Source organism: Streptomyces sp. SID8374 (assembly GCF_009865135.1).
Lineage (GTDB): Bacteria > Actinomycetota > Actinomycetes > Streptomycetales > Streptomycetaceae > Streptomyces.
On sequence record NZ_WWGH01000001.1, the window covers coordinates 4,169,854 to 4,195,563 of the forward strand.

Consider the following 25,710-nt stretch of genomic DNA (forward strand, 5'->3'; position numbering starts at 1 on the left):
CCCGGCGCCCCTGTGAAGATTTTTTCCGTCACTCCGCCACTACGGCGGTGTCGTGCCGCGACGACGTCGCCGGCAGCACGTCCTTCACTGTACGGGAGCACCGATGGGCATCCGGCGCGGTGCCGGATGCCCATCGGAGCCGTACAAAGAGTTCTTTATCGGTCGTTCGGGAAGGCCTGCTCAGTCCTCGGAGGACGAGGACGGCAGCTGGGTGGTGATCAGGTCCATCACCGAGGAGTCGGTGAGCGTGGTGACGTCGCCCAGCTCGCGGTTCTCGGCGACATCGCGCAGCAGGCGGCGCATGATCTTGCCGGAGCGGGTCTTGGGCAGCTCGGCCACCGGGAGCACGCGCTTGGGTTTGGCGATCGGGCCGAGCGTCGTGCCGACGTGGTTGCGCAGCTCCGCCACCAGCTCGTCCGAGGCGGTCGCCGTGCCCCGCAGGATCACGAACGCGACGATGGCCTGGCCCGTCGTCTCGTCGTTCGCCCCGACCACGGCCGCCTCGGCGACCGACGGGTGGGAGACGAGCGCGGACTCGACCTCGGTGGTCGAGATGTTGTGGCCCGACACGAGCATGACGTCGTCGACCCGGCCGAGCAGCCAGACGTCGCCGTCCTCGTCCTTCTTGGCGCCGTCGCCCGCGAAGTACTTGCCCTCGAAGCGCGACCAGTAGGTGTCGAGGAACCGCTGGTCGTCGCCCCAGATGGTGCGGAGCATGGAGGGCCACGGCTCGGTGAGCACGAGGTAGCCGCCCCCGCCGTTGGGCACCTCGTTGGCCTCGTCGTCCACGACGGTGGCCGCGATCCCGGGCAGGGCGCGCTGGGCGGATCCCGGCTTGGTCTCGGTGACGCCCGGCAGCGGCGAGATCATCATCGCGCCGGTCTCGGTCTGCCACCAGGTGTCCACGATCGGGCACTTGTCGGCGCCGATGTTCTTCCGGTACCACATCCACGCCTCGGGGTTGATCGGCTCACCGACCGAACCGAGGACCCGGAGGCTGCTCAGGTCGAACTTGGCGGGGATGTCGTCACCCCACTTCATGAACGTACGGATCGCGGTCGGCGCGGTGTAGAGGATCGTGACGCCGTACTTCTGCACGATCTCCCAGAAGCGGCCCTGGTGCGGGGTGTCGGGCGTGCCCTCGTACATGACCTGGGTCGCACCGTTGGCCAGCGGCCCGTAGACGATGTACGAGTGGCCGGTGACCCAGCCGACGTCGGCGGTGCACCAGTAGACGTCGGTCTCCGGCTTGAGGTCGAAGACCGCGTGGTGCGTGTACGCCGCCTGGGTGAGGTAGCCGCCGGAGGTGTGCAGGATGCCCTTCGGCTTACCCGTGGTGCCCGAGGTGTAGAGGATGAAGAGCGGCTGCTCCGCCTCGAAGGCCTCGGGGGTGTGCTCGGCGGACTGCCGGGCGGTGATCTCGTGCCACCAGACGTCGCGGCCCTCGGTCCACGCGGTGTCCTCACCGGTGCGGCGGACCACGAGGACGTGTTCGACGCTGTCGATACGGGAGACGGCGTCGTCGACCGCGGGCTTGAGCGCGGAGGGCTTGCCGCGGCGGTAGCCGCCGTCGGCAGTGATGACGACCTTGGCGTCCGCGTCCTGGATACGGGTGGCGATCGCGTCGGCGGAGAAGCCGCCGAAGACCACCGAGTGCGTGGCGCCGATGCGGGCACAGGCCAGCATCGCGACGGCGGCCTCGGGGATCATCGGCAGGTAGACGGCGACCCGGTCGCCCTTGCTGACGCCCAGCTCGGTCAGTGCGTTGGCGGCGCGGGAGACCTCTTCCTTCAGCTCGGCGTAGGTGATGGCGCGGCTGTCGCCGGGCTCGCCCTCGAAGTGGATGGCGACCCGGTCGCCGTTGCCCGCCTCGACGTGGCGGTCCACGCAGTTGTACGCGACGTTCAGCTTGCCGTCCGCGAACCACTTCGCGAAGGGCGGGTTGCTCCAGTCGAGGGTCTCGGTCGGCTCGGTGGCCCACGTCAGGCGGCGGGCCTGCTCGGCCCAGAAGCCCAGCCGATCCGCCGCGGCCTGCTCGTACGCCTCTGCGGTGACGTTGGCGTTGGCGGCCAGAGCAGCAGGTGGAGCGAACTTCCGCTCTTCCCGAAGCAGGTTGGACAGGCTCTCGTTGCTCACGACTTCTCCCAGTCCCAGGGTGTCCGTTGTGTCCCGGGGCATAGCTCATCAGGCGCGGAGCCGGGTGACAAGTGTCTGCCGGGAATTGGTTTAGACCTGTGTCTTCGTGTATGGAAGCATGATCCCGCTCCGCTGGTCAGGACGGCTTTACGACGCGTCTTCACGACGTGTGGCGCAAAGTCGCCCTGCCGGTTCTGGCGCTCTGTGCTGCTTTCCTGCCGTACGACTGCTCTTCCTGCCGTACGGCGCGGAGCGGGGTCATCAGGTCTCACGGACCCGGGGGCTGTCCGGTTCAGGTGCCCTGGTGCGGCTGCTCTCGTGTCAGACGCCGGTGCGCTCCCGTTCTCCCGTGCCGACCCGGTCGAAGACCTCGTCGGGGCCCGTCCCGGAGCTGGACTCCTCGGTGAGCAGATACGCCTGCGCCTCGCCGACGTGGAAGTACATGCCGTGCAGCTGGAGCGTCCCCTCGGCGAGCCGCCGGGCCACCGCCTCGTGCGCCCGCAGGTGCTCCAACTGCTGGACCACGTTGGTGAGACAGAGCTGCTCCACCTCGTCGGCGGGCAGTCTGCCGGAGATCCGCGCCCAGGAGTGGCGGCGCGACGCCATCCGCTCCAGGCTCGGCAGACCGTGGCGCAGCCAGCGCCACAGGGGGGTCCGCGGCTTCTGGGGACCGGACTCCGGCTCGCCCTTGAGCAGCGCCTGCATGGCGCCGCAGCCGGAGTGCCCGCAGACGGTGATGGACTCGACGCGCAGCACCTCCACCGCGTACTCGATCGCCGCGGCCACCGAGTCGTCTCCGCTCTCGGCCGACACGGTGCCGGGCGGGGGCACCAGGTTGCCGACGTTGCGCACGGTGAAGAGGTCGCCCGGCCCGCTGGAGGTGATCATGCTGGTGACGAGGCGGGAGTCGGCGCAGGTGATGAAGAGCTGGGAGGGGGCCTGGCCCTCGGAGGCGAGCCGGGCCAGCTCGTCGCGGACCAGGGGCGCGGTGTTCCGCTGGAACGAGCTCAGGCCGCTCAGCAGCCGATGGGCGCCGGCCTTCCGGCCGGCCCCTGGGACGGGGGAGGCGCCGGAATCGCTGCTGGTGAGCGTGTCGGTGGTGGCGCCGACGTGGTCCGCGGGGCGGTCGTGGCAGCGGTGGTTGCGCCACGGGGTCCAGGGGCGGCAGCAGGAGTGGGCCGCGGCGGCGGGCTCGGCGATGCGGCTGCCGGACCGGCCGGTGAAGGCGATCCGGCCGCCCTGGGCGAGTTGGGCGCCGCGCCAGGACTGAATCGCCTCATAGGCGGCGTGGTCCATGAAGAAGCCGTCCAACTCGACGGTCGCGTCGACGCCCGGCGGCAGCTGCCCCAGGGTCCGGGTGAGCCGGGGGACGGCCAGGAAGGTCAACTGGCCGTGGACGGTCACCACATGGCGCCCGTCCTGCTCGGTCACGGTGATCTTCGTGCGGCCCAGCCGGTGCAGCGAGACGATCACGGCCACGGCCACCCCGAGCGCGACGCCCGCCAGTGCGCCGAAGGCGACGACACCGGCGACCGTGGCCGCGTAGACGGGGAACTCCCGGTACTTATGGACGTTACGGATGTGCGCGAAGCTCACCATCTGGATCCCGACCACCATCACCAGGGCGGCGAGCGCGGCCAGCGGGATCCACTCGAACACCGTGACCAGCAGGCCCGCCGCGATGAGCACCCAGACCCCGTGCAGCACGGTGGAGGCGCGGCCGGTCGCCCCGGCCCGCACATTGGCCGAGCCCCGCACCACGCCCCCGGCCACCGGGAGTCCGCCCAGCAGGCCGGTCACCGTGTTGGCGACACCCTGACCGCGCAACTCGCGGTCCAGGTCGGACCGCTGGGGCGGGACGGCGGCGGGGGAGGCGGGGGCCGCGGTGGGGGGAGCGGTGGGTGCGGGCGTCGGCTCTCCGGCGCGGTCGGCGGCCAGCTTGTCCACGGCCACCGCGGCGAGCAGCGATTCCAGACTGGCCACCAGCATCACGGTGAACACCGCGGTGGCCAGGGCGAGAACGGGCCCCTGGGGCAGCTCCGGCAGGGCGTGCGACCGCCAGGACGGGAGGTCGACCCGGGCGAGGCCCGGCGTCGCCACGGCCGCCACCGCGGTCGCGATCACCACGGAGGCGAGCGCGGCCGGGATCCTCCCCACCGTCCGGCCGACCCGCCCCGGCAGCCGGGGCCACAGCAGCAGCACGGCGATGGTGAGCGCCCCGATCAGCGGGGCCGCCGCACCGATCCCGGCCAACTGCTCCGGCAGAGCCAGGGCGTTGGCCACGACGGAGCTCTGGGGCGACCCGCCCAGCATGATGTGGAGCTGGGCGAGCGCGATCGCCACACCGATGCCGGCGAGCGTCCCGTGCACGATCGCCGGGCTGACGGCGAGCGCGTTGCGCGCGGCTCTCACGGTGCCGAGGAGGATCTGGAGCAGTCCGGCGCCGACGGTGATGGCGCAGGTGGTGCGCCATCCGTAGACCTGGATCAGCTCGGCCGTGACGACGGTCAGTCCGGCGGAAGGGCCGCTGACCTGGAGCGGGGTGCCGCCGAACAGCCCGGCGACGATGCCGCCGACGGCCGCGGCCACCAGCCCGGCCTCCAGCGGGGCGCCCACGGCGAGCGCCAGGCCCAGCGACATCGGGACGGCGATGAGGAACACGGTGATCGAGGCGGACACATCCGCGCCCGCGATCCGCAGGCGGCGGCCGCCGGTCGGCGGCGGGCTGTGAGGACTCTTCGCCCCCGAGGCGCGGCGGGCGCGCGGACGGCGGGGCGTGGGGTCATGACGAGTGGGGGCGCAGGCGGACATGTTCCCGTCTCCTCCGGAGGCAGCGCGGTCGCGAGGACGTAAAGGGACGCGGCCGTGGGTCACGGCGTGCAGCGGCGGGATTTCTCAACTCTCGGTAAATGAATGGTAATGGAGAGTAAAGTTCAGCGCTTCGCATTCGGGTCATTTGGGTCAGCACATCACTCATTCAAGTGAATAGGCAGCTTTTCATTCGGTATGTCGCTCTCCTTCCCGCAGGGCCGCGTGCGAGTTTGGCCGCGCCGTGTCGGCACTCAACGCAAATAACCTGCAAGGAAGAGGGTGGGCGGATGATGGCCGCCACGAAGAGGATCGCCCTGGGCGTCATGACCACGGCGCTGGTCGCCGTACTCGCGGGCTGTTCGGGCTCGGGATCCGGGGGTTCCGCGCCCGGCGGGGCCGGTGCGGGCGCGGAGAAGGGGGCTCACGGCGCGAAGGAGAACGCTCCGGAGGCCGCCCCGAAGAACGCCGTCAAGCTCATCGGGGACGGCTCCACCGCCTTCACCGGCGCCCAGCCGAAGATGCCGGCCGCCCAACGCCTGGCGCCGGGTCAGAAGCCCCCGCAGTTCGTGGTGTTCTCCTGGGACGGCGCCGGGGAGGACAGCCAGAAGCTCTTCTCGCACTTCCGCGGCGTCGCCAAGAAGTACAACGCCAACATGACGTACTTCCTCAGCGGTGTGTATCTCCTGCCTGAGGAGAAACGATCCCTCTACGCTCCGCCGCAGCACTCGGCGGGCCGTTCCGACATCGGCTTCAACGACACCGAGGGCATCCGCAACACCCTCGCCGAGGTGCGCGCCGCCTGGAAGGACGGCAACGAGATCGGCACCCACTTCAACGGCCACTTCTGCGGCCCGGACGGCGGTGTGGGCACCTGGTCCGTCGAGGAGTGGAAGAGCGAGATCAGCCAGGCGAAAGCTTTCGTCAAGAACTGGAAGACCAATGCTCCGGAGCTGAAGGGCGAGGCCCCGCTCCCCTTCGACTACGACCAGGAGCTGATCGGCGCCCGCACCCCCTGCCTCGAAGGGCAGAAGAACATGGTCGCCGCGGCCCGCGACATGGGCTTCCGCTACGACTCCAGCGGCGTCGGCAACCAGGTCTGGCCCAAGAAGAAGGCCGGCGTCTGGGACATCCCGCTCCAGCTCGTCCCGATGCCCGGCCGTGCCTTCGAGACCCTCTCCATGGACTACAACTTCATGGTGAACCAGTCCGGTACGAAGACCCAGGGCGACCCCTCCCAGCACACCTACTGGGGCAACCAGATGCGCGACGGCCTGCTCCAGGCCTTCGACCGCTCGTACAACGGCAACCGGGCGCCGCTGATCATCGGCAACCACTTCGAGTCCTGGAACGGCGGCACCTACATGCGCGCCATCGAGGAGACCATCGCGAAGGTGTGCACCAAGGAGGAGGTCCGCTGCGTCTCCTTCCGGCAGCTCGCGGACTGGCTGGACGCGCAGGACCCGCAGGCGCTGGCCAAGCTCGCCACCCTCGGCGTCGGTGAGGCGCCCAAGGAGGGGTGGAAGACCTACCTCGGCGCCCAGGCCGCCGCGGCCCCCAAGGGCGAGAAGGGCAAGGCGGCCGGTCCGGAGGCCGGAGAGCCGGCGCCCCGGAACGCGGGCTAGCCGCCGCCCTCCCGGCACCTCGGAACGCGGGCTGGTCGCCGCCTTCCCCGTCACCCCGGAACGCGGCTTGGTCGCGGCCTCTCCGTCACCCCGGTTGTACGTCTGTACGTTGCCGGGGTGACGGGAGGGCGTGGCGTGACGGGACGGCGGCCGGGGGCGAGGCGGGTGAGGCGGCCCGCGGGTCAGGCGGGTGCCGGAACGGTCGCTTCCGCGAGCTGCTCGCCGAGCACGAAGGACGGGTCCACCTGGGCGGCCAGGTCGGCGCCCGTCTTCTCGTTGCCCCAGCTCTCCGCGTTCTTCAGGTGGAAGTGCACCATCTGCCGGGTGTAGCGCTCCCAGTCGCGCAGCTCGTACGAGTCCTCGGCGGCGTCCTGGAGGGATTGCAGGGCCATCCGGTTGTCCGCCTCCAGCAGTTCGAACCGGGACGGCCTCCCCTTCTCCATGGACCGCACCCAGTCGGAGTGGCCCACCCCGATCAGCAGGTCGTCGCCGACCTCGGCGCGCAGGAAGTCCAGGTCGTCCGGGCCCTGCACCTTGTTGCCGACGACCTTCAGCGCGACGCCGAAGTCCCGTGCGTACTCCTTGTACTGGCGGTACACCGACACCCCCTTCCGGGTCGGCTCCGCCACCAGGAACGTCATGTCGAAGCGCGTGAACATCCCCGAGGCGAACGAGTCCGACCCCGCCGTCATGTCCACCACGACGTACTCGTCCGGGCCGTCGACCAGATGGTTGAGGCAGAGCTCCACGGCCCCGACCTTGGAGTGGTAGCAGGCCACCCCGAGGTCGGACTCCGTGAACGGGCCGGTGGCCATCAGCCGGATGTCTCCGTCGTCCAGCCGGACCGTACGCGCGCAGGCGTCGAAGATCGGGTTGTCCTCGCGGACCCGCAGCAGCCGTGAGCCCTCGCCGGGCGGAGTCGTCTTGATCATCGTCTCGGCGGAGGCGATACGGGGGTTGGTGCCCCGCAGATGGTCCTTGATGAGGGGCAGGTGCGCACCCATGGCGGGCAGCGCGGCTGCCCCCGCCTCCTCGAGGCCGAGGGCGGCCCCGAGGTGCTGGTTGATGTCGGCGTCGATGGCGATGACGTGGGCTTCATTGGCGGCGAGGTGGCGGATGAAGAGCGAGGACAGCGTGGTCTTTCCGCTGCCGCCCTTCCCGACGAAAGCGATCTTCATGTTCACCTAGGGTAGTGGGTCGATCGCACTGCGCTGTCGATGTTCGTGAAGATGGCCACTTGGGGGCGGTCCGGGTGTAGGGGGCGCGTAGCCTCGCTACTTATGAGTACGACTGCCTCTGACCCGCTCGCCACGCTCGGTTCCCTGCCCGGGGTGCCCTGTGCCGTGGACTCCGTACGCAAGGCCGTCGACCGCGTCTACGGTCACCGCGTCATGCGCCGCCGCAGCAACGAGATCACGGCCGAGGCCGCGCTGCGGGGCTCCCGGGGCTCGGCGGCGCTCGCCGGTGCCGACTGGAACCTGGAGGAGGTGCGCCGGCGCACCGACTTCAGCGGTGAGGACGAGGCGCGCGTGGTCGGGGCCGCGCTCAGGCTCACCGCGGAGGCCGGTCAACTGCTCTCCATCTGGCGGCAGTCGCCGCTTCGGGTGCTGGCGCGGCTGCATCTGGTGGCGGCCGGCGGGGCCGCGCCCGACGACGCGGTCGGGCGGCCGCGGCTGGCCGGGGAACCGGTCGACGAACCGCTGATCGAAGCGCCGCTCCCCGACGCCGACGAGGTGGCCGGGCGGCTCGAAGGGCTGTCGCAGCTGATCATCGCGGGCACCGCGGCACCCGCTCTGGTGACGGCCGCGGTGGTGCACGGCGAACTGCTGGCGCTGCGCCCCTTCGGCTCGCACAACGGCTTGGTGGCGCGGACCGCCGAGCGCATCGTGCTGATCGGCAGCGGGCTGGACCCGAAGTCCATCTGCCCGGCCGAGGTGGGCCATGCGGAACAGGGGCGGGCGGCGTACGTCGCGGCGTTCGAGGGGTACACGTCGGGGACCCCCGAAGGCGTGGCCGCATGGATCGCGCACTGCGGGCGCTCCGTCGAACTGGGAGTGCGCGAGTCGACGGCGGTCTGCGAGGCCCTTCAGCGCGGCGCGGCTTAGGGGGCGATGCCCCGGAGCGGGTGACGGCAGTCCGGGCGGGTGACGGCAGGCCGGGGAAAAGAGTTGCGGCGGTACCGGAATGCGGTACCGCCGCTGGCACGTCCGCCCAGTTACCAAGCGTCCTCGTAAATTGCCCATCAGGTCGGGTACTTTGCCCGTCACCTGGTGCGGCTGGCCCGTAATCGACGGGTCGACGTCGCGTGGGTGCTCGGCTTTCGTGCGCGGTCCGTGGGGCCGTCACTGCGTTACAGGTCATCCTCACGGATGTCCTTGGTCTCGCGGGCCGTTGACTCCTTTGTACTCCAGGTCCAAGGGAAGGGAAAGCCCTGGCCCCACTTCTTTACTTTTATGTTCAATCATGGGCGAATCGGGCGCCGGTATCCGTGGGTGCGGTGGCATCCATGGGTGAGGTGTCGTGGGTGCACCCGCCTCGGCTCGGGTGCACCCCGTCCCCCTCGGTCGCGGCTCGGCTCAGGCCGCGGGGCGGCTCAGCCGGGCAGTGCCGCCCCGGCAGCGCGCCGACGGCTGGCGTACCAGACGAGTCCGGCGGTGACGGCTGCGGCTCCGACCGCGGCGGCGGCCACGAGTGCCGGACGCGGCGGCATCGAGAAGGCGGGCAGCCGCTGCTTCAGCCGGACCGGACGGTTGAAGACGAGAATCGGCCACTCGCGAAGGGTGGCTTCGCGGCGCAGCGCGCGATCGGGGTTGACCGCGTGCGGGTGGCCGACCGCTTCCAGCATCGGTACGTCGGTCGCCGAGTCGCTGTAGGCGTAGCAGCGCGAAAGGTCGTACCCCTCCGAGACGGCGAGCGCCCTCACCGCCTCCGCCTTGGTCGGCCCGTAGGCGTAGTACTCGATTTCTCCCGTGAAGCACCCGTCGTCGCCGACGACCATGCGCGTGGCGACGACACGGTCGGCGCCCAGCAGCTCGCCGATCGGTTCGACGACCTCCGCGCCGGAGGTCGAGACGATGACCACGTCGCGGCCGGCCGTGTGGTGTTCCTCGATGAGGGTGGCCGCCTCGTCGTAGATGATCGGGTCGATCAGGTCGTGCAGGGTCTCGGCGACGATCTCCTTGACCTGCTGGACGTTCCATCCCTTGCAGAGGGCGGAGAGGTAGGCACGCATCTTCTCCATCTGCTCGTGATCGGCGCCCCCGGCCAGGAACACGAACTGTGTGTACGCGGTGCGCAGTACGGCGCGGCGGTTGATCAGCCCGCCTTGGTAGAAGGACTTGCTGAAGGTCAGCGTTGATGACTTCGCAATGACCGTCTTGTCCAGGTCAAAGAAGGCTGCTGTGCGCGGCGAGAAGCAGTTTTCCACAACGTTGAGCATAGGGGGCCGCCATTCGGCGTAAAATCCGGCGCGTGGGTTTGCCTGAGAAGGCCCTCGGGTACACCATGGAAGTCACGGATCGTTCGCGACCGTGCTAACCCCGGTCCGGCTCCTCCCCCCCGAGTCGGCCGTGGGGACGACCCCCGCTCTCCCCCCCGGCGGGGGTCGTCGCATGTCCGGATGCATTTCTGACGCCCGGGCCCAGCGCTTCCCTCCCTCCCCGGCCCCGTGGGGCCCGTTCGTGCGAGGTGTCGACGCGACCCCCGTCTCGTCACAGTGTGTAGCAGCGAGGCTGCGCTCCGGAAGTCGCTGGTTCGGGTGACGGAGATATTCACAACGCCGAAGTTGTCCACAGTTTTCGAGCAAGATCCACATGTTTTTCCGAGGTGCTGCACGTTGATTCCTCCCGCGAAGTCCGCGGGTACCGGAATCGCGCATCTCGGAAACGCTCCGAGATCGCCGCGAACCGCACTGAAGGGGCAGTGAGAAGGGGGCGGAGATCGTGGCTGGATCCCTCACGCGGGAAGGGCTGACGGTTGCCGAAGGGCGACGTGGCGGACCGCTGATCGTGACGGAGGACGTGGAGCTGCTGGATGACCTGCTGCGGCTCTGCGCGGCGGCCGGGGCGGAGCCGGAGGTGCATCACGGGCCGCCCGGGCGACGGGGCGGCTGGGAGCAGGCTCCGATGGTCCTGGTGGGCGACGACGCGGCCGCGCGGTGCCGCGGGGCCACCCGCAGGCGGGGGGTGATGCTGGTCGGGCGGGACCAGGACGACCCGGACGTCTGGCGGCGGGCCGTCGAGATCGGGGCCGAATACGTGCTGCGGCTGCCGGACTCGGAGGGCTGGCTCGTCGACCAGATCGCCAATGCGGCCGAAGGCGTCGGCAGGCCGGCGCTCACCGTCGGGGTGATCGGCGGGAGGGGCGGCTCCGGCGCATCGACGCTGGCCTGCGCCCTCGCCGTCAGCGCGGCGAGGTCCGGCCGGCGGACGATGCTGATCGACGCGGACCCGCTGGGCGGAGGAATCGACGTCCTGCTCGGCGGGGAACGGGCCGAGGGCATGCGGTGGCCGGATTTCGCCCACTCGAAGGGCCGCCTCGGTGGTGGGGCTCTGGAGGACTCCCTGCCCGCGCTCCACGGACTGCGGGTGCTGAGCTGGGGCCGTGACGACGAGGTGGCCATCGCGCCGCAGGCCGTGCAGGCGGTCCTGGCCGCCGCGCGCCGGCTCGGCGGGGTGGCGGTCGTGGATCTGCCGCGCCGGATGGACGAGGGCGTCGCGGAAGCCCTGGCCCAGATCGACCTCGGCCTGCTCGTGGTGCCGGGCGAGCTGAGGGCGGTCGCGGCGGCCAAGCGCGTGGCGTCCACGGTTCGCATGGTGCTGGACGACGTGCGGGTGGTGGCCCGGGGGCCGTACGCGGCGGGTCTGGACGAGAGCTGGGTCGCCCAGGCCATCGGCCTGCCGCTCGTCGGCGAACTGCCCCAGGAACCCGGCCTCCTGGCCGCCCAGGACACCGGAGCGCCGCCCGGCGGCAGCGCCCGCAGCCCGCTGGCCCGCTTCTGCGCGGAGTTCTGGGAGCAGGCGGCCGCGGCAACGGGGGATCCGGGCTCCGCCGCGGCTCCGGCCGGGGGAGGCGCACCATGACCGATGCGCTGCTGGATGCCGTACGTCAACGGCTGGCGCGCAGCGGTGACGCGCCCACACCTGCCGGAGTGGCGGCAGCACTCCGGGCCCAGGGGCGGCTGCTGGGCGACACCGAGGTGCTCGGGGCCGCGGCCGAGCTGCGCGGTGAGCTCGTCGGGACGGGCGTCCTGGAGCCGCTGCTCGCGGACCCCGAGGTGACCGATGTGCTGGTGTCGGCGCCCGATCGGGTGTGGGTGGACCGGGGCGGCGGGCTCCAGCTGACGGGGATCACCTTCCCGGACGCGGCGGCGGTGCGGCGGCTGGCCCAGCGGCTCGCCGCCGTCGCGGGCAGGCGGCTGGACGACGCCCGGCCGTGGGTGGACGCGCGGCTGCCGGACGGCACGCGTATGCACGCCGTGCTGCCCCCGGTCTCCGTCGGTTCGACCTGCCTCTCCCTGCGGGTGGTGCGCCCGCGCGCCTTCTCGCTGGCGGAGCTGGTGGCGGCCGGGACGGTGCCGCCGGGTGGCGACCGGGTCCTGCGGGCCATGGTGGAGGCCCGCCTCTCCTACCTGATCAGCGGAGGTACCGGGGCGGGCAAGACGACCCTCCTCGCCAGCCTGCTGGGCGCCGTCGGCGCGGACGAACGGATCGTCCTCGCCGAGGACTCCGCCGAACTGCGCCCCGATCACCCCCACGTGGTGCGCCTGGAGTCCCGCCCTGCCAACCAGGAGGGCGCGGGGCGGGTGACCTTGCGCGACCTGGTGCGCCAGGCCCTGCGGATGCGGCCCGACCGGCTGGTGGTGGGTGAGGTCAGAGGGGTTGAAGTGACGGAACTGCTGGCCGCCCTGAACACCGGTCATGAAGGTGGCTGCGGCACGGTCCACGCGAACGCCGCCGAGCATGTTCCCGCCCGGCTGGAGGCTCTGGGGACCGCCGCAGGGCTGGACCGGACCGCTCTGCACAGCCAGTTGGCGGCCGCGCTCTCGGTGGTGGTCCATCTCGTACGGGACCGGGCCGGACGCCGTCGTATCGCCGACGTGCACGTGCTGGAGCGGGACGCGGCCGGTCTGGTGTTCACGGTGCCGGCCCTGAGCTGGGGTGCCGACGGGTTCGTCCCGGAGCGGGGCTGGGCACGGCTGGAGTCGCTGATCGGGGGTGCGCTGTGACGGAGGTGGCGGCGGGTCATGCGGCGCATGCGGCGGCCCTCTGCCTGGGCGCGGCGGTGTGGCTGGTTGCGATGCGGGAGCCCGGGGTTCGGCGGGCTCGGGTCCTGTTCGTGGACGGGCCGGTTGAGCCATGGCGGGCGTGGCGCGGGTGGTCGTGGCTGGTCAAGGCCCGCGAGCTGGCCGTGGAGCGGCGCGAGTGGTGGTGCGTTCCGGTGGCGGTGCTGCTGGCCGTGCTGGGGGCCTCGGTGCTGCCGCTGGCCGCCGGAGCCGTGGCGGTGCCTTTGGTACGCCGGTGGCTGCGCGGTCGTGCCAGGCGGCGGCAGTGCGAGCGGGCGGCGGACATGGTGGCTGCGTTGTGCGGGGCCGTGGTGGGGGAGCTGCGGGCCGGACAGGAGCCGGGCCAGGCCCTGTTGGCCGGGCTGCGGGAGTGCGCGGCGGATGGGGAGCCACGGGGCAGGGGCGGACCGAGCGGCGGGGGTGGTTCTTGGCTCGGGGACGCGGAGGCCGCCGTGCTCGCGGCCGCGCGCTTCGGGGGCGATGTGCCCGCCGCGTTGCGGCAGGCGGCGGACGGGCCGGGGCTGGCGGGCCTGTCCGGGATGGCCGCGTGCTGGCGGGTGGCCGTGGACGGCGGGGCCGGTCTCGCGGCCGGCCTGGACCGCCTGGAGAGGGCGTTGCGGGCTGACCGGCGCAGACGGGAGGAGTTGCGAGCCCAGTTGGCGGGGGCCTGGTCGACCGTCGTGGTCCTGGCGCTGCTGCCGGTGGCGGGGCTGGGACTGGGCGCCGCGCTCGGAGCGGATCCGCTGCGGGTGCTCCTGCACACGCCCGGCGGGCTGTTCTGCCTGGCGGTGGGGGGATTTCTGGAAGCGGCAGGACTCTTCTGGGCCTGCCGGATCGTGCGGGGAGGGGAGGCTCCATGAGCGTGTCGGGAGAAGTTCTCCACAGCCTGGGGATGCTGGTGGCGTTGTCGGGTGTCGCGGTGCAGCTGGTACTGGGTGTGGCCGCGGGGCGCCGGAGACGAGCGGTGCGTGGCCGGGGCGCACTGCTGCCGGAGGCTGCACCGGCCGTGGGGGTCGGCTGGTGGTCCCGGAGGGCGGTTGTGCGGGCCTGGACGGACAGCCTCACGTGGACCGGGGGCGGGGTCCGGACGGGTGGGGGCGCTGGGCCGGGTGGCGGTGTCCGAACGCGTGGTGGTGTCGGGGCGGTCAGCGGTACCGGCGCCAGGGGCAGTGCCAGCGCCGGTGGCAGTGCCGGTGCCGGTACCAGTGCCAGGAGCAGTGTCGGCGCTGCTGGGGCTTGCGCCGACGTCATGTGGTGGGCTGCTCCGGCGGGGGCCTGGCTGTCCGGGTGGATCCTGATCGGCGGTCTGATGGGGTTTGCCGTCGGCTCGGCCGTGGCGTACGGGACATGGCGCTGGCAGCGTTCCCGACCCCGGCCCGGTCCGGGCGAGAGCCGTGAGGCGCGGGCCGCGATCGCCGGGCAGCTTCCTCTGGCCGCCGACCTGCTGGCGGCCTGCGTGGCCGTGGGTGCCGGGCCCCGCGAGGCGGCGGAGGCGGTCGGCGAGTCCATCGGTGGCCCGGTCGGCGACCGGCTGGCCGGGGCCGCTGCCGAGATCCGCCTCGGCGGGGAGCCCGCCGAGGCGTGGGGCCGGCTCGGCGAGATACCGGGCGCCGGACCGCTGGCCCGCTGCCTGCATCGGGCCGGATCGACCGGGGCCCCGGCGGCGGAGCCGGTCTCCAGGCTGGCCGAGGCCATGCGTGCCGAGCAGGCCGGTGCCGCTGTGGCCCGTGCCCAGCGGGCCGGGGTCCTGATCACCGCGCCGGTCGGGCTGTGCTTCCTTCCCGCCTTCCTGGCGGTAGGGGTGGCGCCGGTGATCATCGGCCTGGCCGGCGGACTGCTGGCGACGGGTTAGCCGACCCGGCTTTCACTCACGGGCGCTCCGTTCGGACGCCTGCTCGCTATCGATCGACGCCCATCGGGGGACGACATGAACAAGAAGTTCGAAGAACTGACGGAGCAGATGGCACAGGAAGGAGGCGTGGTGGGCGAGCTCCGCCGTGGGCGGCTGCCGAAGTGGTTGCCGAGTCGGTCGGCCACATGGTTCGCACGGTGGTCGGGACGGCCGGGCCGGTCGTCCGACTGCGGGATGACCACTTCCGAATACGCGGTGGGCACCATCGCCGCGTGCGCCTTCGCCGCGGTGCTCTACAAGGTGGTCAACAGTGGGCCGGTGATGTCGGCGATGCAGTCCATGATCGAGAGCGCCCTCGATGCGAAGTTCTGAGACCAGGGCCGGACACCGGAGCGGGGGCTCTGAGACCGAGGCCGGACACCGGAGCAGGGGTCCTGAGACCGGGGTCCGCCCTCGGAGCAGCGGTTCTGAGGTAGGGGTCCGGCATTGGAGCAGCGGTTCCGAGGCCGGGGCCCGGCGCCGGAGAACGTGGGGGCTCCGGGATCGCGGGGCGGTGACGGCGGAGGCGGCCGTGGTCATTCCGGTGCTGGTGGCCTTCGCCATGGCGCTGCTCTGGGCGTTGGCGGCGGCCTCGGCCCAGATCCGGTGCGTGGACGCGGCGCGGGCGGGGGCCCGGGCCGTGGCCCGTTCGGAACCGGAGGCGGCGGTGCTGGCGGCCGCACGCGATGCCGCGCCCGGTGGGGCCCGGGTCGCGGTGGGGAGGGCCGGGGAGATGTGGCGCGTAACGGTGGAGGCGCCGACTCCGGGCCCGGCGGCCCTGGCGCTGACGCTGCGGGCCGAGGCGGCTGCCCTGGCCGAGGACACGGTGGGAGGTGCGGTGCCGTGAAGCCGATGAGCCCCGAGGCCTGCGGGCGTTGGGAACGTCGCGGGGAGGAAGTCTGGGACCGGTTCCGGCTTGGGCTCCGGGTCCGGGCCCGGGGTGGGTGGCCGGATGGAGGGCGGCCTCGGGAAGGGGACCGAGGGGTGGCGACGGTGTGGGTGGCTGTCACCACGGTGACCCTGTGCGCGGTGTTCGCTCTCGTGCTTGAGCTGGGGCAGGCCGTGACCGCACGTCACCGGGCCGGTGGCGCGGCGGATTTGGCGGCCCTGGCGGCTGCGGACCGGGCGTTGGAGGGGCCGGAGGCCGCGTGCGGGGCGGCGCTGAAGGTGGCCTTGGCCCAGAAGGCGGTGCTCGTCCGTTGCGCGGTGCACGGGGAGATCGCCGACGTGGTTGCCCGGTCGGACTTCGGGCGTTACTCCCCAACTGTCCGGGCCAGGGCCGCCCCTCCGGAAGAGCCCCTCCTGAAAGAGTGATGCCGCGTGTGTGAAGCGGTGTTGGGCCCCTCGTAATGGCCCGTGCCGACGTCAGAGGCGGGCGGTACGGTAGAAAACGATCTCTGGCGTCACCAGGCCACGGGGGTCTGCTGGAGGGAGCGGAGATCAGGGAGGGCCGGAATGACCACACGGTCCGAGGTAGTGGAAACACCTTGTCCATACCTGGGTACGGGGCACGATCCCAGGAGCGCCGCATGGCGGCTGGAGAGCCTCACCGACCGGGAGAAGGAAGTGCTTCTCCTGCTCGGTACGGGCCTGGGCAACAGGCAGTTGGCACAGGAGCTGGGGATAGCGGACAGGACGGTCAAGGCGCACATCGCGAACATCGTGGGCAAGATCGGGCAGGAGACGCGGACACAGGCCGCGATCGTGTCGGCTCTGGCGCATGACGTGCTGTGTGACGACCCGTCGTGCTCGCGACACCAGGGGTAGGCCTTGCCGGCGTTGTCCTTGTTGGCTTCGTGGTCACGGCGCCCGGCTGGCAGGCTTATGGGGTCCCGTTCCTTCTCATCGTCCTCGGCGGAATCGTAGGCGGGCTGTGGATCTCAAGCATATGGCGGCCTGGTCCCCGTAAGGGGCGCTCCCGCCGGAGAACCCGCGGTTGAAGCGGGCGGTTGAGAAGGGGGCCGACGGCGACGGCGAAAACGTACCGTCGAGGTCAGGAACGTGCGCCGCGGGGCGCGGCCCACGGCTGGCCCGAGCTGATCGTCCCCTCGCGGGCGGCTTTCTTTCCGCTCACTCCAGAAGGCTGAACGCATCGCATGGACATCGCCTGGTACATCGCCCGCTGGGCGCTCCCCCTCAACGTGCTGACCGGTCACCGCCCGTCGCCCGACGAGCGGGCGGACGAGCGCGAGGTCTGCCTCCGGGTCCCCCGTGGTGAGGAGGTCGACTCCGAGGACCTCGATGTCGCGTACCCGGCTGCGTGCGGGGTCTGGGGCGGCGGTCTCATGGTGAGCATCGCTCTTGCCGCGCTCTGCCTCTTCCTCGCCGACCACGTCCACCCGGTGTTCGACGTTCTCGGCTTCGTCTCCTTGCTGGCGATGGGCCTCTGTCTCGGCCTCTTCCTCATCCACCACGGCCGGGACCGGTTGCTGGACCGCGCCGACGAGGCCGACCCGGACAGCCGGTGGGGCCGCTTCGCCGCCCGCCTCTCCCGCCCCCGCGCGTACGACATCGTGCTCGCGGCGGCGGCCTCGGTCCGGCCCGCGCTGTGGGCGGCGGGGTACGTCTGACAGGAGGGCTTCGAACCGCCCCGGTGGGTCCATTTGGCCGGATGGCAACCAGGTCGTAACCCCGAACACCTGTTGCGCTACGCGCGTTGACTCTAGGCTGCGGCACGCAGGATTCCAGAAGTGACACCACTGACTGACACACAAGGGGACCGATGTCAGCGACTCCGCAGAAGAACCGTGCGTCCCGGCGGGTGCTCGCCGCCGCGGCCGGTCTGGCCACCGTGGGTGCGCTCGTCGCCGCGATGCCGGCCGGGGCCCATGACCGGGGCCACGGGCACGGTCACGGCAACGGGCACGGCCACAAGCCCCGTACCGTAGATGTCCAGTTGCTGTCCTTCAACGACCTGCACGGCAACCTGGAGCCCCCGGCCGGTTCCGCCGGTACGGTCAACAAGACGCACGCGGACGGCACGGTCGAGGCGATCCCGGCCGGTGGCGTCGAGTACCTGGCGACCTCGCTGCGCACCGCGCGCAAGGGCAACCCGTACTCCGTCACGGCGGCCGGCGGTGACATGGTCGGCGCGAGTCCGCTGCTGTCGGGCCTCTTCCACGACGAGCCGACGATCGAGGCGCTCAACAAGCTGAAGCTGGACGTCTCGGCGGTCGGCAACCACGAGTTCGACGAGGGCGCCACCGAGCTGGCCCGCCTCCAGAACGGCGGCTGTCACCCGGTCGAGGGCTGTTACGAGAAGGGCAAGAAGTTCAAGGGCGCGGACTTCCCCTACCTGGCGGCCAACGTCACCAAGGAGAAGACCGGCAAGCCGCTGCTGAAGCCGTACACGATCTGGAAGAAGAACGGCGTCAAGATCGGCTTCATCGGCGTGACCCTGGAGGGCACCCCGGACATCGTCACCGCGAACGGGGTCAAGGGCCTCAAGTTCCACGACGAGGTCGAGACGATCAACAAGTACGCGCGTGAGCTGGACCGCAAGGGCGTCAAGTCCATCGTGGCCCTGATCCACGAGGGCGGGGCCCCGGCCTCCACCTCGTACAACTACGACTGCGACAGCCCCGGTGCGGGCGACGGCATCTCCGGCCCGATCGTCGACATCGCCAAGGGCATCACGCCGAAGGTGGACGCCCTAGTCACGGGCCACACCCACCAGGCGTACGTCTGCACGGTCCCGGACCCGGCGGGCAAGCCGCGCATGGTCACCTCGGCCGCCTCGTTCGGCAAGCTCTACACGGACACCACGCTCACCTACGACCTGCGGACCAAGGACATCGCCCGTACGTCGGTGAAGTCGGCCAACCACGTCGTGACCCGGGACCAGCCCAAGGCCGCCGACATGACGAGCCTGATCGACCGCTGGAACAAGCTCGCCGCCCCGATCGCCAACCGGCCGCAGGGCTGGATCAGCGCCGACATCAACGGCCGCGGCTCCACGGCCCCCGAGAAGCCCCTCGGCAACGTCATCGCCGACGCCCAGCTCGAAGGCCTCGCCCCGGCCGACAAGGGCGGCGCGGAAGTCGCGTTCATGAACCCGGGCGGTATCCGCGCGGACCTGGTCCACAAGGCGTCCGGCAGCGAGGGCGACGGGGTCGTCACGTACGGCGAGGCGTTCACCGTCCAGCCGTTCACCAACATGATGAACGTCGTCGACCTGACCGGCGCCCAGCTGGTCGCCGCACTCCAGCAGCAGGTCAGCGGCGCCAACGAGGCCAGCCCGAAGATCCTCCAGGTCTCCAAGGGCCTCACCTACACCCTGGACCTGACGAAGACCGGCGCGGCCCGCGTGGTCACCGACTCCATCAAGCTGAACGGCGCCGCGATCGACCCGGCCCGCACCTACCGCGTCGCGATGAACGAGTTCCTCGCGGGCGGCGGCGACGGCTTCCCGGCCCTCGGCCAGGGCACGAACAAGCTGGTCGGCCCGTCCGACCTGGACCTGTTCAACGCCTACCTCGCGGCCCACTCCACGGCCGCGTCCCCGCTGGCCCCGCCGGCGACGGACCGCATCACGATCGTGCAGTAAGTCTCCTGCGGGTGAGGGGCGGTGGGCCGGTGGCCTGCCGCCCCTCACGTCTTCCACGAGCAGGCCCACGGCTAACTCCCGCCCCCAGAGGTCTCGTTCCTCGCGAGCGGTGAACCCGAGGCAGTGTGTTCCGAGTCACCGGCAGCCGGAGGGGCGAGGGGGTGCTGCTCAGGGGAGCTTGAGGCGGTCGCGGATCTCGCTGACGTAGGTGCCGATGTCGCGCTGCACGGGGATTCCGTCGTCCCGGGTGCGCCCCTCGGTGGCCTCGGTGCCGGACCGGCATCGGCGGCAGAGGCCGTCGGGCAGGGCCTCGGGGCGGCCGGGGGCGGCGCACTCGGTGCATTCGACCAGGAGGCGGGGGGCCGGAACGCCGGATGGCGGCGGTTGTGTGGGGCCCGTCGTGGGCTGGTGGGGCGGGATCTTGTTTTCGAGGCGGCGGCGGACGAAGCCGACGGGTGAATCGACGGTGCTGGGTAGCCCGGCGGTGAGGGCGTGGACGACGTAGTCGGCGGTGACGCCCCGTTCGAGCCAGGCGGCGGCGAGTCCTTCGAGCGCGTCACAGTCCTCGGCGGAGAGGCCGACGCGGCGGTCGACCTGCCCGAGCTGGGCGAGGACCAGGTAGGCGGGGGAGGAGGCCGGGGGCGAGGTCCGGGGCGGGTGCGGGGGCGGGGGCGGCGCTGAAGTGGTGGTTCGCTGTTGCGGTACGGGGGTGGGTGCGGGTGTGGACCCGGGGGCGGGCTCGCGATGGGGCACAGGCTCGGGGCCGGGGCCGGGGCCGGGCGTCGGCTCAGGCATCCACGGCGATGGCGGGGGAGCGGTCGCCGACGTGGGTGCAGGGGTGGGTGACGTACCGCCTGTGAAACTGGCCCGCTCGGTGGCGAGGAACGCGTTCCACCACTCGTTGTCCCGTGCGGTGCGGGACCAGAACGTGCGCGAGACCCAGCGGACCTGGCCCTCCCGGCCGACCGCGCACCGCACGCGGCGCAGGTGTCCGGCGACCGACAGGGCCTTCAGGGCGGAGCCGATGGCCTGCTGGCCGTAGAGCGGGAGCTGCTGGGCGAGGACCTTCACGCTCATCGCGGCCGCCTCGGGGAGGTGGTCGATGAACCCGGCCACGTACCGCTCGCGCGTCGGCAGGAGGGCGAAGTCCTCGCGTGTGCGGGGGTGTTGGTCCGGGGCGGAGCGTTTGCCGTAACCGGGCTTGGCCATCGGGTACGCGGGTGAGGATGCGGGCGCGTGCAGGGCGGGGCTAGGGTGCTGGGTAGCCACGGGATCGGCTTTCTAGGGAACGATCTTGCGGTCAGACCCCGGCGCTGGTGCGACGAACACCGTGTCGGGGTCGTTTGGTTCTCGAACCGTAAGCAGTCGTGACGCTGCGCCGCAAGCTGTCACGATTAGTCATACTTCCCCAGCTGTGACCGGGTGGGCAGGTGGGGAGGTTTTCCCAACCCCCCATTCATTCCCGCCGGTTAAATAAGGCGCTCGGGTCTCGGGGCCCGAGTCCCGACGCCCGGGTCTTGAGCCCCGAGCTTCGGGCCCGGGCCCCGTCGACGTACATCCGAAAGCGTGAACGGAGCCCGCTTCCGCAGCTGGGGACCGCAGCTGGGGCCGAAGCTCGGGACCGAAGCTCGGGTCCCGGCCTCCCCCGCCCCCGGCCTCGGCCTCCGAGCTCCAGCCCTCGACCCCCGAGCCCCGACCCCCGGCCCCCGCCTCCGAGCCCCCGGCCCCCAGCCTCGGCCCCCGACCCCCGGCCCCCGCCTCCGAGCCCCCGGCCCCCAGCCTCGGCCCCCGAGCCCCGGACCCGGAGCCCCGGCCCCCGAGCCCCGACCCCCAGGACCGCTTCGGTGACGTACATCACCGTGCGCGGCGTCGTCGATGTGGCGAAACTGTGGGCAAGGCCCGCCCCGTGGCCTGTGCGAGGAGGGTGGCGCGCCGGATGCGACGAAGGGAAGTGCCGCCCATGCCTCCGCTGGAGGCCACGGAGCTGCGTAACTACACGGTGCGGCGGCGTGAACGCACCGTCGTCGTCACCGCGTTGGCGGTCGCGTCCGCCCTCGTCGTTCTGATGGCTCTCGGGTTCTGGGCGTTCTTCGTCCACGCCCTCTCCGATCCCGCCGGCCCCGGACTCGTGGGGATGCGGATCGACGGGGACGCGGTCACCGTCAAGGTCGGCCAGTGCCCGCAGGACCGGGTGCGACGGGTCGAGGTCTGGGACGGTGACGCGGAGCGGCTCGTCTGGCGTGGTGACCAGCCGCTGACCGAGGAGGGGCGGGGCGGCCTGCTCCCCCTCTGGGGCGGGGAGGCCTACCGCGCGTCCAGCCCGGCGGGGCAGCCGTCCGAGCTGCCCAAGGCCCTCGATGTGACCATCGACCACGGCCCCGAGTACGGGGCGTCGGAAGTGTTCGACATCGCGGAGGTACGGGGAGCTGCCCTGCCCCCGGGGTCGTACTGGACCCGGGACGGCGTCCGGACGGCCGGGCAACTCGACGGGATTCCTGACTGCGGCCGCAGCGTCAGCCCGTAGACAAAAAGCGTTCGACCATGGGTTGTTGAGCGGATAGGAAGGGGCGATGGCTGATGAACCGATCGACCCCCTGGACCGCCTGACCGCCGAACGGGCCTGTGAACGCCTGGTCGTTCAGTTCGTCCATGAGCTGGACCTCGGTGAACCCGCCCGGGTCGCCGAGCTGTTCACGCCGGACGGGGTCTGGGAGTGGGCCGAGGGTGACCGCAGGATCGAAGGCCGCGACGCGCTGCGCGGGTACTTCGGGGCCCGCCCCGCCGACCGGCTGTCGCGCCGCATCTGCACCAACATCCTGGTGACCCTGACCTCCGCGTCGACGGCGACGGCGACCACCTACTTCACGACGTACCGCGTCGACGGCCACTCCGGCGGAATGCTGCCGCCGAGGCCCCCGACGCAGGTGGGCCACTACGAGGACAACTTCCGTAAGGCCGAAGGCCGTTGGCTGCTCAGCAGGCGCGCCCTGTTCCTGGCCTTCGGCGGGCCCACCGAGAACGTGGCCGGAACGAGCGGCAGCCTCTGAACGGCCTTGCGTGACCATGTACAGACAGTGATCCGTATGTGATCAGCGCCCCGTAGTCTCCCCCGGCAGGGGATGCACGGCGGACGAGAGCGCGTGCGGGCGGGAAAGACGGGGGTCGTACATGGAATACCGGCGCGCGGCGATACCGGCACTGGTGGGCGGGCTGCTGCTCACGGCGCTGCTGTGGTGGGCGGGGGCGAGCACCCAGGCGCTCCACCTGCCGGGCACCGCCGATGTGCTCGGTGGGCGGGCCGCCGCCGAACTCGAATACTGGCTCACCCCGTGGTCGTACGACCCGCCGGCCTCCGTCCGGATCGGCGCCGAGACGTTCGGCATCGGCGAGGACCGGGCGGCGGTCGACAACTCCCGCTATCTGTCGCTGTATACGACGGGGATGCAGATCCGGTTCGTGGCGGTCCTGCTCTTCTTCGTTCCCGGTGCGCTGCTGCTGATCCGCAGGCTCCCGCCGGTGAACGGCCGGGTGCCCGCCACGCTGCTCGCGGTCTGGGCCTGGGGCGTGGCGGCCGGGACCCTGGCCCTCGCCGTCTCCGCGCCCTGGCTCATCGCGGCGAACGGGCGCGGCAGTTACCGCTTCCTGCCCCAGCTCGCGGGCATGGCCTCCGGCGGGCGGCAGATCCTGGTACTGGCCGCTCTCGTCGCCGCGGTGGCCGCCGTGCTGGCGGCCCGGGTCACCGCCAAGGGCGCCGGCCCGCTCCCGCAGGCCCCGGCCCCGGCGGCGGCCGCCCGCCTGGCCGCCACCGTCGGGACGGCGGTGATCGCCGTGTCCCTGGTCGTCCTCTCGTACCAGCCCGTGGCCGCCACCCTCCAGACGGCGTTCCCGGGCAGCGGCCTGCTCGCCGAGCCGGGCGATCTCCTACGCCAGTGGCTGCTGCTGGGCTCCTGGGCGGGCCCGACGGGCAGGCCGGCCGGGGACTGGTTCCTGTACCGCGTGGCCGACGCGCTGGTGCTCGTGGTGGTGTGGTGGGCGCTGCGGCGGCTGCCCGTCCTGCTCACCCGGACCACGGTTCCGGCGATGGCACTCGGCGCGGTCTGCGCGACCGTACTCGGGCTGCTGGCAAGCCAGTTGGCGCAGATGGCCCTGACCGCGAGCGATTCCGGCATGCGGTGGGGGCTGGTGCAGCTGTCCGCAGGCATCGGGGGTGGTGTCCCTGCTGCTCTGACGTTCGGGCTGCTGGCGGGGGCGGCGGCCGCGGTGACGCTGAGGGCGGCGGGGAGCCGATCCGGGGCCGGGGAGGGCGGGGCCGGGGCCGGTGCCGTGACGCAGGCCCCGGACGGTACGGAGCCGGGGGCTGTGCGGCCGGGTGGCCGGGGGGAAGCCACCGGCACAACCGCCATCGGCGACTGACGCCGATCGCCGTGTCCCTCTAGCGCAGGGCTGAGATCCCGGCGAGGAAGATGTCGACCCCGACGAGGAACTGCTCGCGGTCGTCATGCTCCCCCAACTGCTCCGCCGCCGCGTGCACGAACGGGTAGCGGCCGGGGTCGATCTGCGCCCACTGCGTGGCGGCGTCCTCCAGGAAGGCTTCCCGGTCCGTGTCGCCGCCCGCGAGGAGCCGTGCGTTCGCGGCGTTCTGCGCGGCGACGCCGAGGACGTAGTTCACGAGCGTGCCGGCCGCGTCGAAGCGGGCCTTCTCGGGGACGTCCAGGGCGGCCACGAGGCGCCCGACGCTCTCGTAGAAGTCCAGCAGCGCGGGCCGCCACGGCTGGCGGGAGAGTTCCGCCCCGACCCAGGGGTGGGCGTCGACCGCGTCGAACAGGCCCAGGGCGAGGCCGCGCAGGGCGGTGCGCGGGTCCGCGTCGGAGACGACGCCGGACATCACGCGGGCGATGACGTCGTCCGTGGCCGTCGCGAGCAGGTCGCTCTTGTCCGCGACGTGGTGGTAGATCGCGCCGTAACCGGTGCCCAGGCGCACGGTCAGTTCGCGCAGCGTGAGCGCCTTCTCACCGCCGGAGTCCAGGATCTCGATCGCCGCGCGTGCGATCCGCTCCCTCGACAGGCCGTCCTTCCGCCGTGGGGCTCGCGCGGATCCAGTCGCCGCCTTCTTTGCCATGGCTTCATCATCGCACGGTTGGAGTGACGATCCAATTCCGTGCTAGCGTGATTGGAGTGACAATCCAATAAGTGTCCGAACACCCCCGAAAGGGGGCGAGGAGGAAGCATGATGACACCGGTCACCATCATCGGAGCGGGTCTGGGCGGCCTGACGCTGGCCCGCGTGCTGCACGTCCACGGCATCGCGGCCACGGTATACGAGGCGGAGCCCGCGCCGGACGCCCGTCGCCAGGGCGGGCTGCTGGACCTCCACCCCCACAACGGGCAGGCGGCACTGAAGGCCGCCGGTCTGTACGAAGACTTCCGCAAGCTCGTCCTGCCGGGCCGCGAGGCGTACCGGGTCATGGACCGGGCCGGGAACGTGCTGCTCGACCTCCCCGACGACGGCACCGGCGAACGCCCCGAGGTGCCGCGCGGCGAACTGCGGCGTCTCCTCCTCGACTCCCTGCCCCACGGCACCGTCCGCTGGGGCCGCAAGGTCACGGCGGTACGGTCCCTCGGCGCGGGCCGCCACCGGGTGGACTTCGCGGACGGCTCCACCGCCGAGGCCGACCTGCTCGTCGGGGCCGACGGCGCGTGGTCGCGGGTGCGGCCGCTGCTGTCCGGGGCGACCCCGGAGTATTTCGGCGTATGCAGCGTGGAGACGTTCCTCTTCGACGCGGAAACCCGCCATCCCGCCTCCGCGGCAGCGGTCGGGGACGGATCGCTGTTCGCGCTCGCACCGGGCAGGGGACTGCTGGCCCACCGGGAGGGCGCCGGAACCCTGCATACGTACGCGCAGTTGAGGAAGGACCAGGACTGGTTCACCGGTCTCGACGCCGCCGATGCCGCAGCCCTCACCGCGCGGGTCGCGGAGGAGTTCGACGGCTGGGCTCCCGAACTCACCGCACTGGTCGGCGAAAGCGACACCCCGCCGGCCCTGCGTCCCATCTTCTCGCTACCGGCCGGGCACCACTGGGACCGCACACCGGGCGTGACCCTGCTCGGCGACGCCGCTCACCTCCGGCCGCCGAACGGCGAGGGCGCCAACCTGGCCATGCAGGACGGCGCCGAACTCGGCCGGGCCCTCGCCGCGCACCCCGGCGACAGGGAGGCCGCCCTCGCCGCCCACGAGCGGGCGATGTTCGCCCGGGCCGCAGCGGTGGAGGCGGACGACGACGGCTTCTACACGATCATGATCGACGACCACGCGCCCCACAGCCTGCTGGCCTTGATGACCGGCTCGGAGCGGGACGCGTGACGCCTGCCCTTGCCCCTGCCCTTGCCCCTGCGCCTGTCCCTGCCGCTCGCCGATCCGCCG

At 71.9% G+C, this 25,710-nt stretch carries 22 protein-coding genes; 16 read left to right on the forward strand and 6 right to left on the reverse strand.

What is annotated here, in order from left to right; all coding sequences use genetic code 11:
* Nucleotides 1-180: 180 nt before the first annotated feature.
* Together acs and GTY67_RS18330 are read right to left on the reverse strand one after the other, a co-directional pair.
* Nucleotides 181-2,178: an acetate--CoA ligase gene (gene acs, locus GTY67_RS18325; RefSeq protein ID WP_161279371.1), complete on the reverse strand. Its 1,998-nt coding sequence runs from the start codon at nt 2,176-2,178 to the stop codon at nt 181-183.
* A gap of 279 nt (nt 2,179-2,457) precedes the next feature.
* A complete protein-coding gene (locus tag GTY67_RS18330; protein ID WP_161279372.1) occupies nt 2,458-4,947 on the reverse strand; it encodes a SulP family inorganic anion transporter in 2,490 nt (829 codons plus the stop codon).
* Nucleotides 4,948-5,234: 287 nt separating this feature from the next.
* On the opposite strand from GTY67_RS18330, the gene GTY67_RS18335 reads away from it, so the two are divergent.
* The gene (locus GTY67_RS18335; RefSeq protein WP_161279373.1) at nt 5,235-6,569 is read left to right on the forward strand and encodes a hypothetical protein; all 1,335 of its coding nucleotides are present in this window, start codon (nt 5,235-5,237) and stop codon (nt 6,567-6,569) included.
* Nucleotides 6,570-6,751: 182 nt separating this feature from the next.
* On the opposite strand, the gene GTY67_RS18340 is transcribed toward GTY67_RS18335, so the two are convergent.
* On the reverse strand, nt 6,752-7,747 hold the full coding sequence (locus GTY67_RS18340) for an ATP-binding protein (protein WP_161279374.1): 996 nt from the start codon (nt 7,745-7,747) through the stop codon (nt 6,752-6,754).
* 102 nt (nt 7,748-7,849) lie between these two features.
* Here GTY67_RS18340 and GTY67_RS18345 point away from each other — a divergent pair, with 102 nt between their 5' ends.
* Nucleotides 7,850-8,674, forward strand: a complete 825-nt coding sequence (locus GTY67_RS18345; RefSeq protein WP_161279375.1) for an oxidoreductase — start codon at nt 7,850-7,852, stop codon at nt 8,672-8,674.
* Nucleotides 8,675-9,162: 488 nt separating this feature from the next.
* Here GTY67_RS18345 and GTY67_RS18350 read toward each other — a convergent pair whose 3' ends face one another.
* Nucleotides 9,163-10,008, reverse strand: a complete 846-nt coding sequence (locus GTY67_RS18350; RefSeq protein ID WP_161279376.1) for an HAD family hydrolase — start codon at nt 10,006-10,008, stop codon at nt 9,163-9,165.
* Nucleotides 10,009-10,510: 502 nt separating this feature from the next.
* On the opposite strand from GTY67_RS18350, the gene ssd reads away from it, so the two are divergent.
* From ssd to GTY67_RS18400, 10 genes are all read left to right on the forward strand, one after another.
* Nucleotides 10,511-11,650 (forward strand): septum site-determining protein Ssd, encoded by a 1,140-nt coding sequence (ssd, locus tag GTY67_RS18355; RefSeq protein WP_161279377.1) that lies wholly within the window; start codon nt 10,511-10,513, stop codon nt 11,648-11,650.
* Nucleotides 11,647-12,795: a TadA family conjugal transfer-associated ATPase gene (locus GTY67_RS18360; RefSeq protein WP_161279378.1), complete on the forward strand. Its 1,149-nt coding sequence runs from the start codon at nt 11,647-11,649 to the stop codon at nt 12,793-12,795. Before ssd ends, GTY67_RS18360 begins: the two co-directional genes overlap by 4 nt.
* Entirely contained in the window at nt 12,792-13,712 is a 921-nt protein-coding gene (locus GTY67_RS18365; protein ID WP_161279379.1) for a type II secretion system F family protein, read from the forward strand. Before GTY67_RS18360 ends, GTY67_RS18365 begins: the two co-directional genes overlap by 4 nt.
* Complete coding sequence (locus GTY67_RS18370; protein ID WP_161279380.1) at nt 13,709-14,704, forward strand: type II secretion system F family protein; 996 nt, start codon at nt 13,709-13,711, stop codon at nt 14,702-14,704. The genes GTY67_RS18365 and GTY67_RS18370 overlap by 4 nt, the downstream gene beginning before the upstream one ends.
* A 108-nt stretch (nt 14,705-14,812) precedes the next feature.
* Nucleotides 14,813-15,076: a DUF4244 domain-containing protein gene (locus GTY67_RS18375; protein ID WP_161280154.1), complete on the forward strand. Its 264-nt coding sequence runs from the start codon at nt 14,813-14,815 to the stop codon at nt 15,074-15,076.
* Between the two features lie 181 nt (nt 15,077-15,257).
* The gene (locus tag GTY67_RS18380; protein ID WP_093690209.1) at nt 15,258-15,590 is read left to right on the forward strand and encodes a TadE family type IV pilus minor pilin; all 333 of its coding nucleotides are present in this window, start codon (nt 15,258-15,260) and stop codon (nt 15,588-15,590) included.
* Nucleotides 15,591-15,727: 137 nt separating this feature from the next.
* The gene (locus tag GTY67_RS35035) at nt 15,728-16,057 is read left to right on the forward strand and encodes an Rv3654c family TadE-like protein (RefSeq protein WP_343238705.1); all 330 of its coding nucleotides are present in this window, start codon (nt 15,728-15,730) and stop codon (nt 16,055-16,057) included.
* Between the two features lie 141 nt (nt 16,058-16,198).
* Nucleotides 16,199-16,510, forward strand: coding sequence for a helix-turn-helix transcriptional regulator (locus GTY67_RS18390; RefSeq protein WP_161279381.1), 312 nt, complete (start codon nt 16,199-16,201; stop codon nt 16,508-16,510).
* Nucleotides 16,511-16,839: 329 nt separating this feature from the next.
* Nucleotides 16,840-17,313 (forward strand): hypothetical protein, encoded by a 474-nt coding sequence (locus GTY67_RS18395; protein ID WP_161279382.1) that lies wholly within the window; start codon nt 16,840-16,842, stop codon nt 17,311-17,313.
* Between the two features lie 152 nt (nt 17,314-17,465).
* On the forward strand, nt 17,466-19,289 hold the full coding sequence (locus GTY67_RS18400; RefSeq protein WP_161279383.1) for a bifunctional metallophosphatase/5'-nucleotidase: 1,824 nt from the start codon (nt 17,466-17,468) through the stop codon (nt 19,287-19,289).
* A gap of 168 nt (nt 19,290-19,457) precedes the next feature.
* On the opposite strand, the gene GTY67_RS18405 is transcribed toward GTY67_RS18400, so the two are convergent.
* Nucleotides 19,458-20,558 carry a MarR family transcriptional regulator gene (locus GTY67_RS18405; RefSeq protein ID WP_161279384.1) on the reverse strand — a complete coding sequence of 367 codons (1,101 nt, stop codon included), beginning with the start codon at nt 20,556-20,558 and terminating at the stop codon, nt 19,458-19,460.
* 691 nt (nt 20,559-21,249) lie between these two features.
* Between GTY67_RS18405 and GTY67_RS18410 the strand changes: the two genes are divergently transcribed.
* The 3 genes from GTY67_RS18410 to GTY67_RS18420 all read left to right on the forward strand — a co-directional run bounded on the left by GTY67_RS18410 (nt 21,250) and on the right by GTY67_RS18420 (nt 23,702).
* Nucleotides 21,250-21,813 (forward strand): hypothetical protein, encoded by a 564-nt coding sequence (locus tag GTY67_RS18410; protein WP_161279385.1) that lies wholly within the window; start codon nt 21,250-21,252, stop codon nt 21,811-21,813.
* A gap of 46 nt (nt 21,814-21,859) precedes the next feature.
* The gene (locus GTY67_RS18415) at nt 21,860-22,336 is read left to right on the forward strand and encodes a nuclear transport factor 2 family protein (protein ID WP_161279386.1); all 477 of its coding nucleotides are present in this window, start codon (nt 21,860-21,862) and stop codon (nt 22,334-22,336) included.
* 121 nt (nt 22,337-22,457) lie between these two features.
* Nucleotides 22,458-23,702, forward strand: coding sequence for a hypothetical protein (locus GTY67_RS18420; RefSeq protein ID WP_237502649.1), 1,245 nt, complete (start codon nt 22,458-22,460; stop codon nt 23,700-23,702).
* Between the two features lie 19 nt (nt 23,703-23,721).
* On the opposite strand, the gene GTY67_RS18425 is transcribed toward GTY67_RS18420, so the two are convergent.
* Entirely contained in the window at nt 23,722-24,408 is a 687-nt protein-coding gene (locus tag GTY67_RS18425; protein WP_093691014.1) for a TetR/AcrR family transcriptional regulator C-terminal domain-containing protein, read from the reverse strand.
* 108 nt (nt 24,409-24,516) lie between these two features.
* Here GTY67_RS18425 and GTY67_RS18430 point away from each other — a divergent pair, with 108 nt between their 5' ends.
* The gene (locus GTY67_RS18430) at nt 24,517-25,650 is read left to right on the forward strand and encodes an NAD(P)/FAD-dependent oxidoreductase (protein ID WP_202461487.1); all 1,134 of its coding nucleotides are present in this window, start codon (nt 24,517-24,519) and stop codon (nt 25,648-25,650) included.
* Nucleotides 25,651-25,710 lie beyond the last annotated feature (60 nt).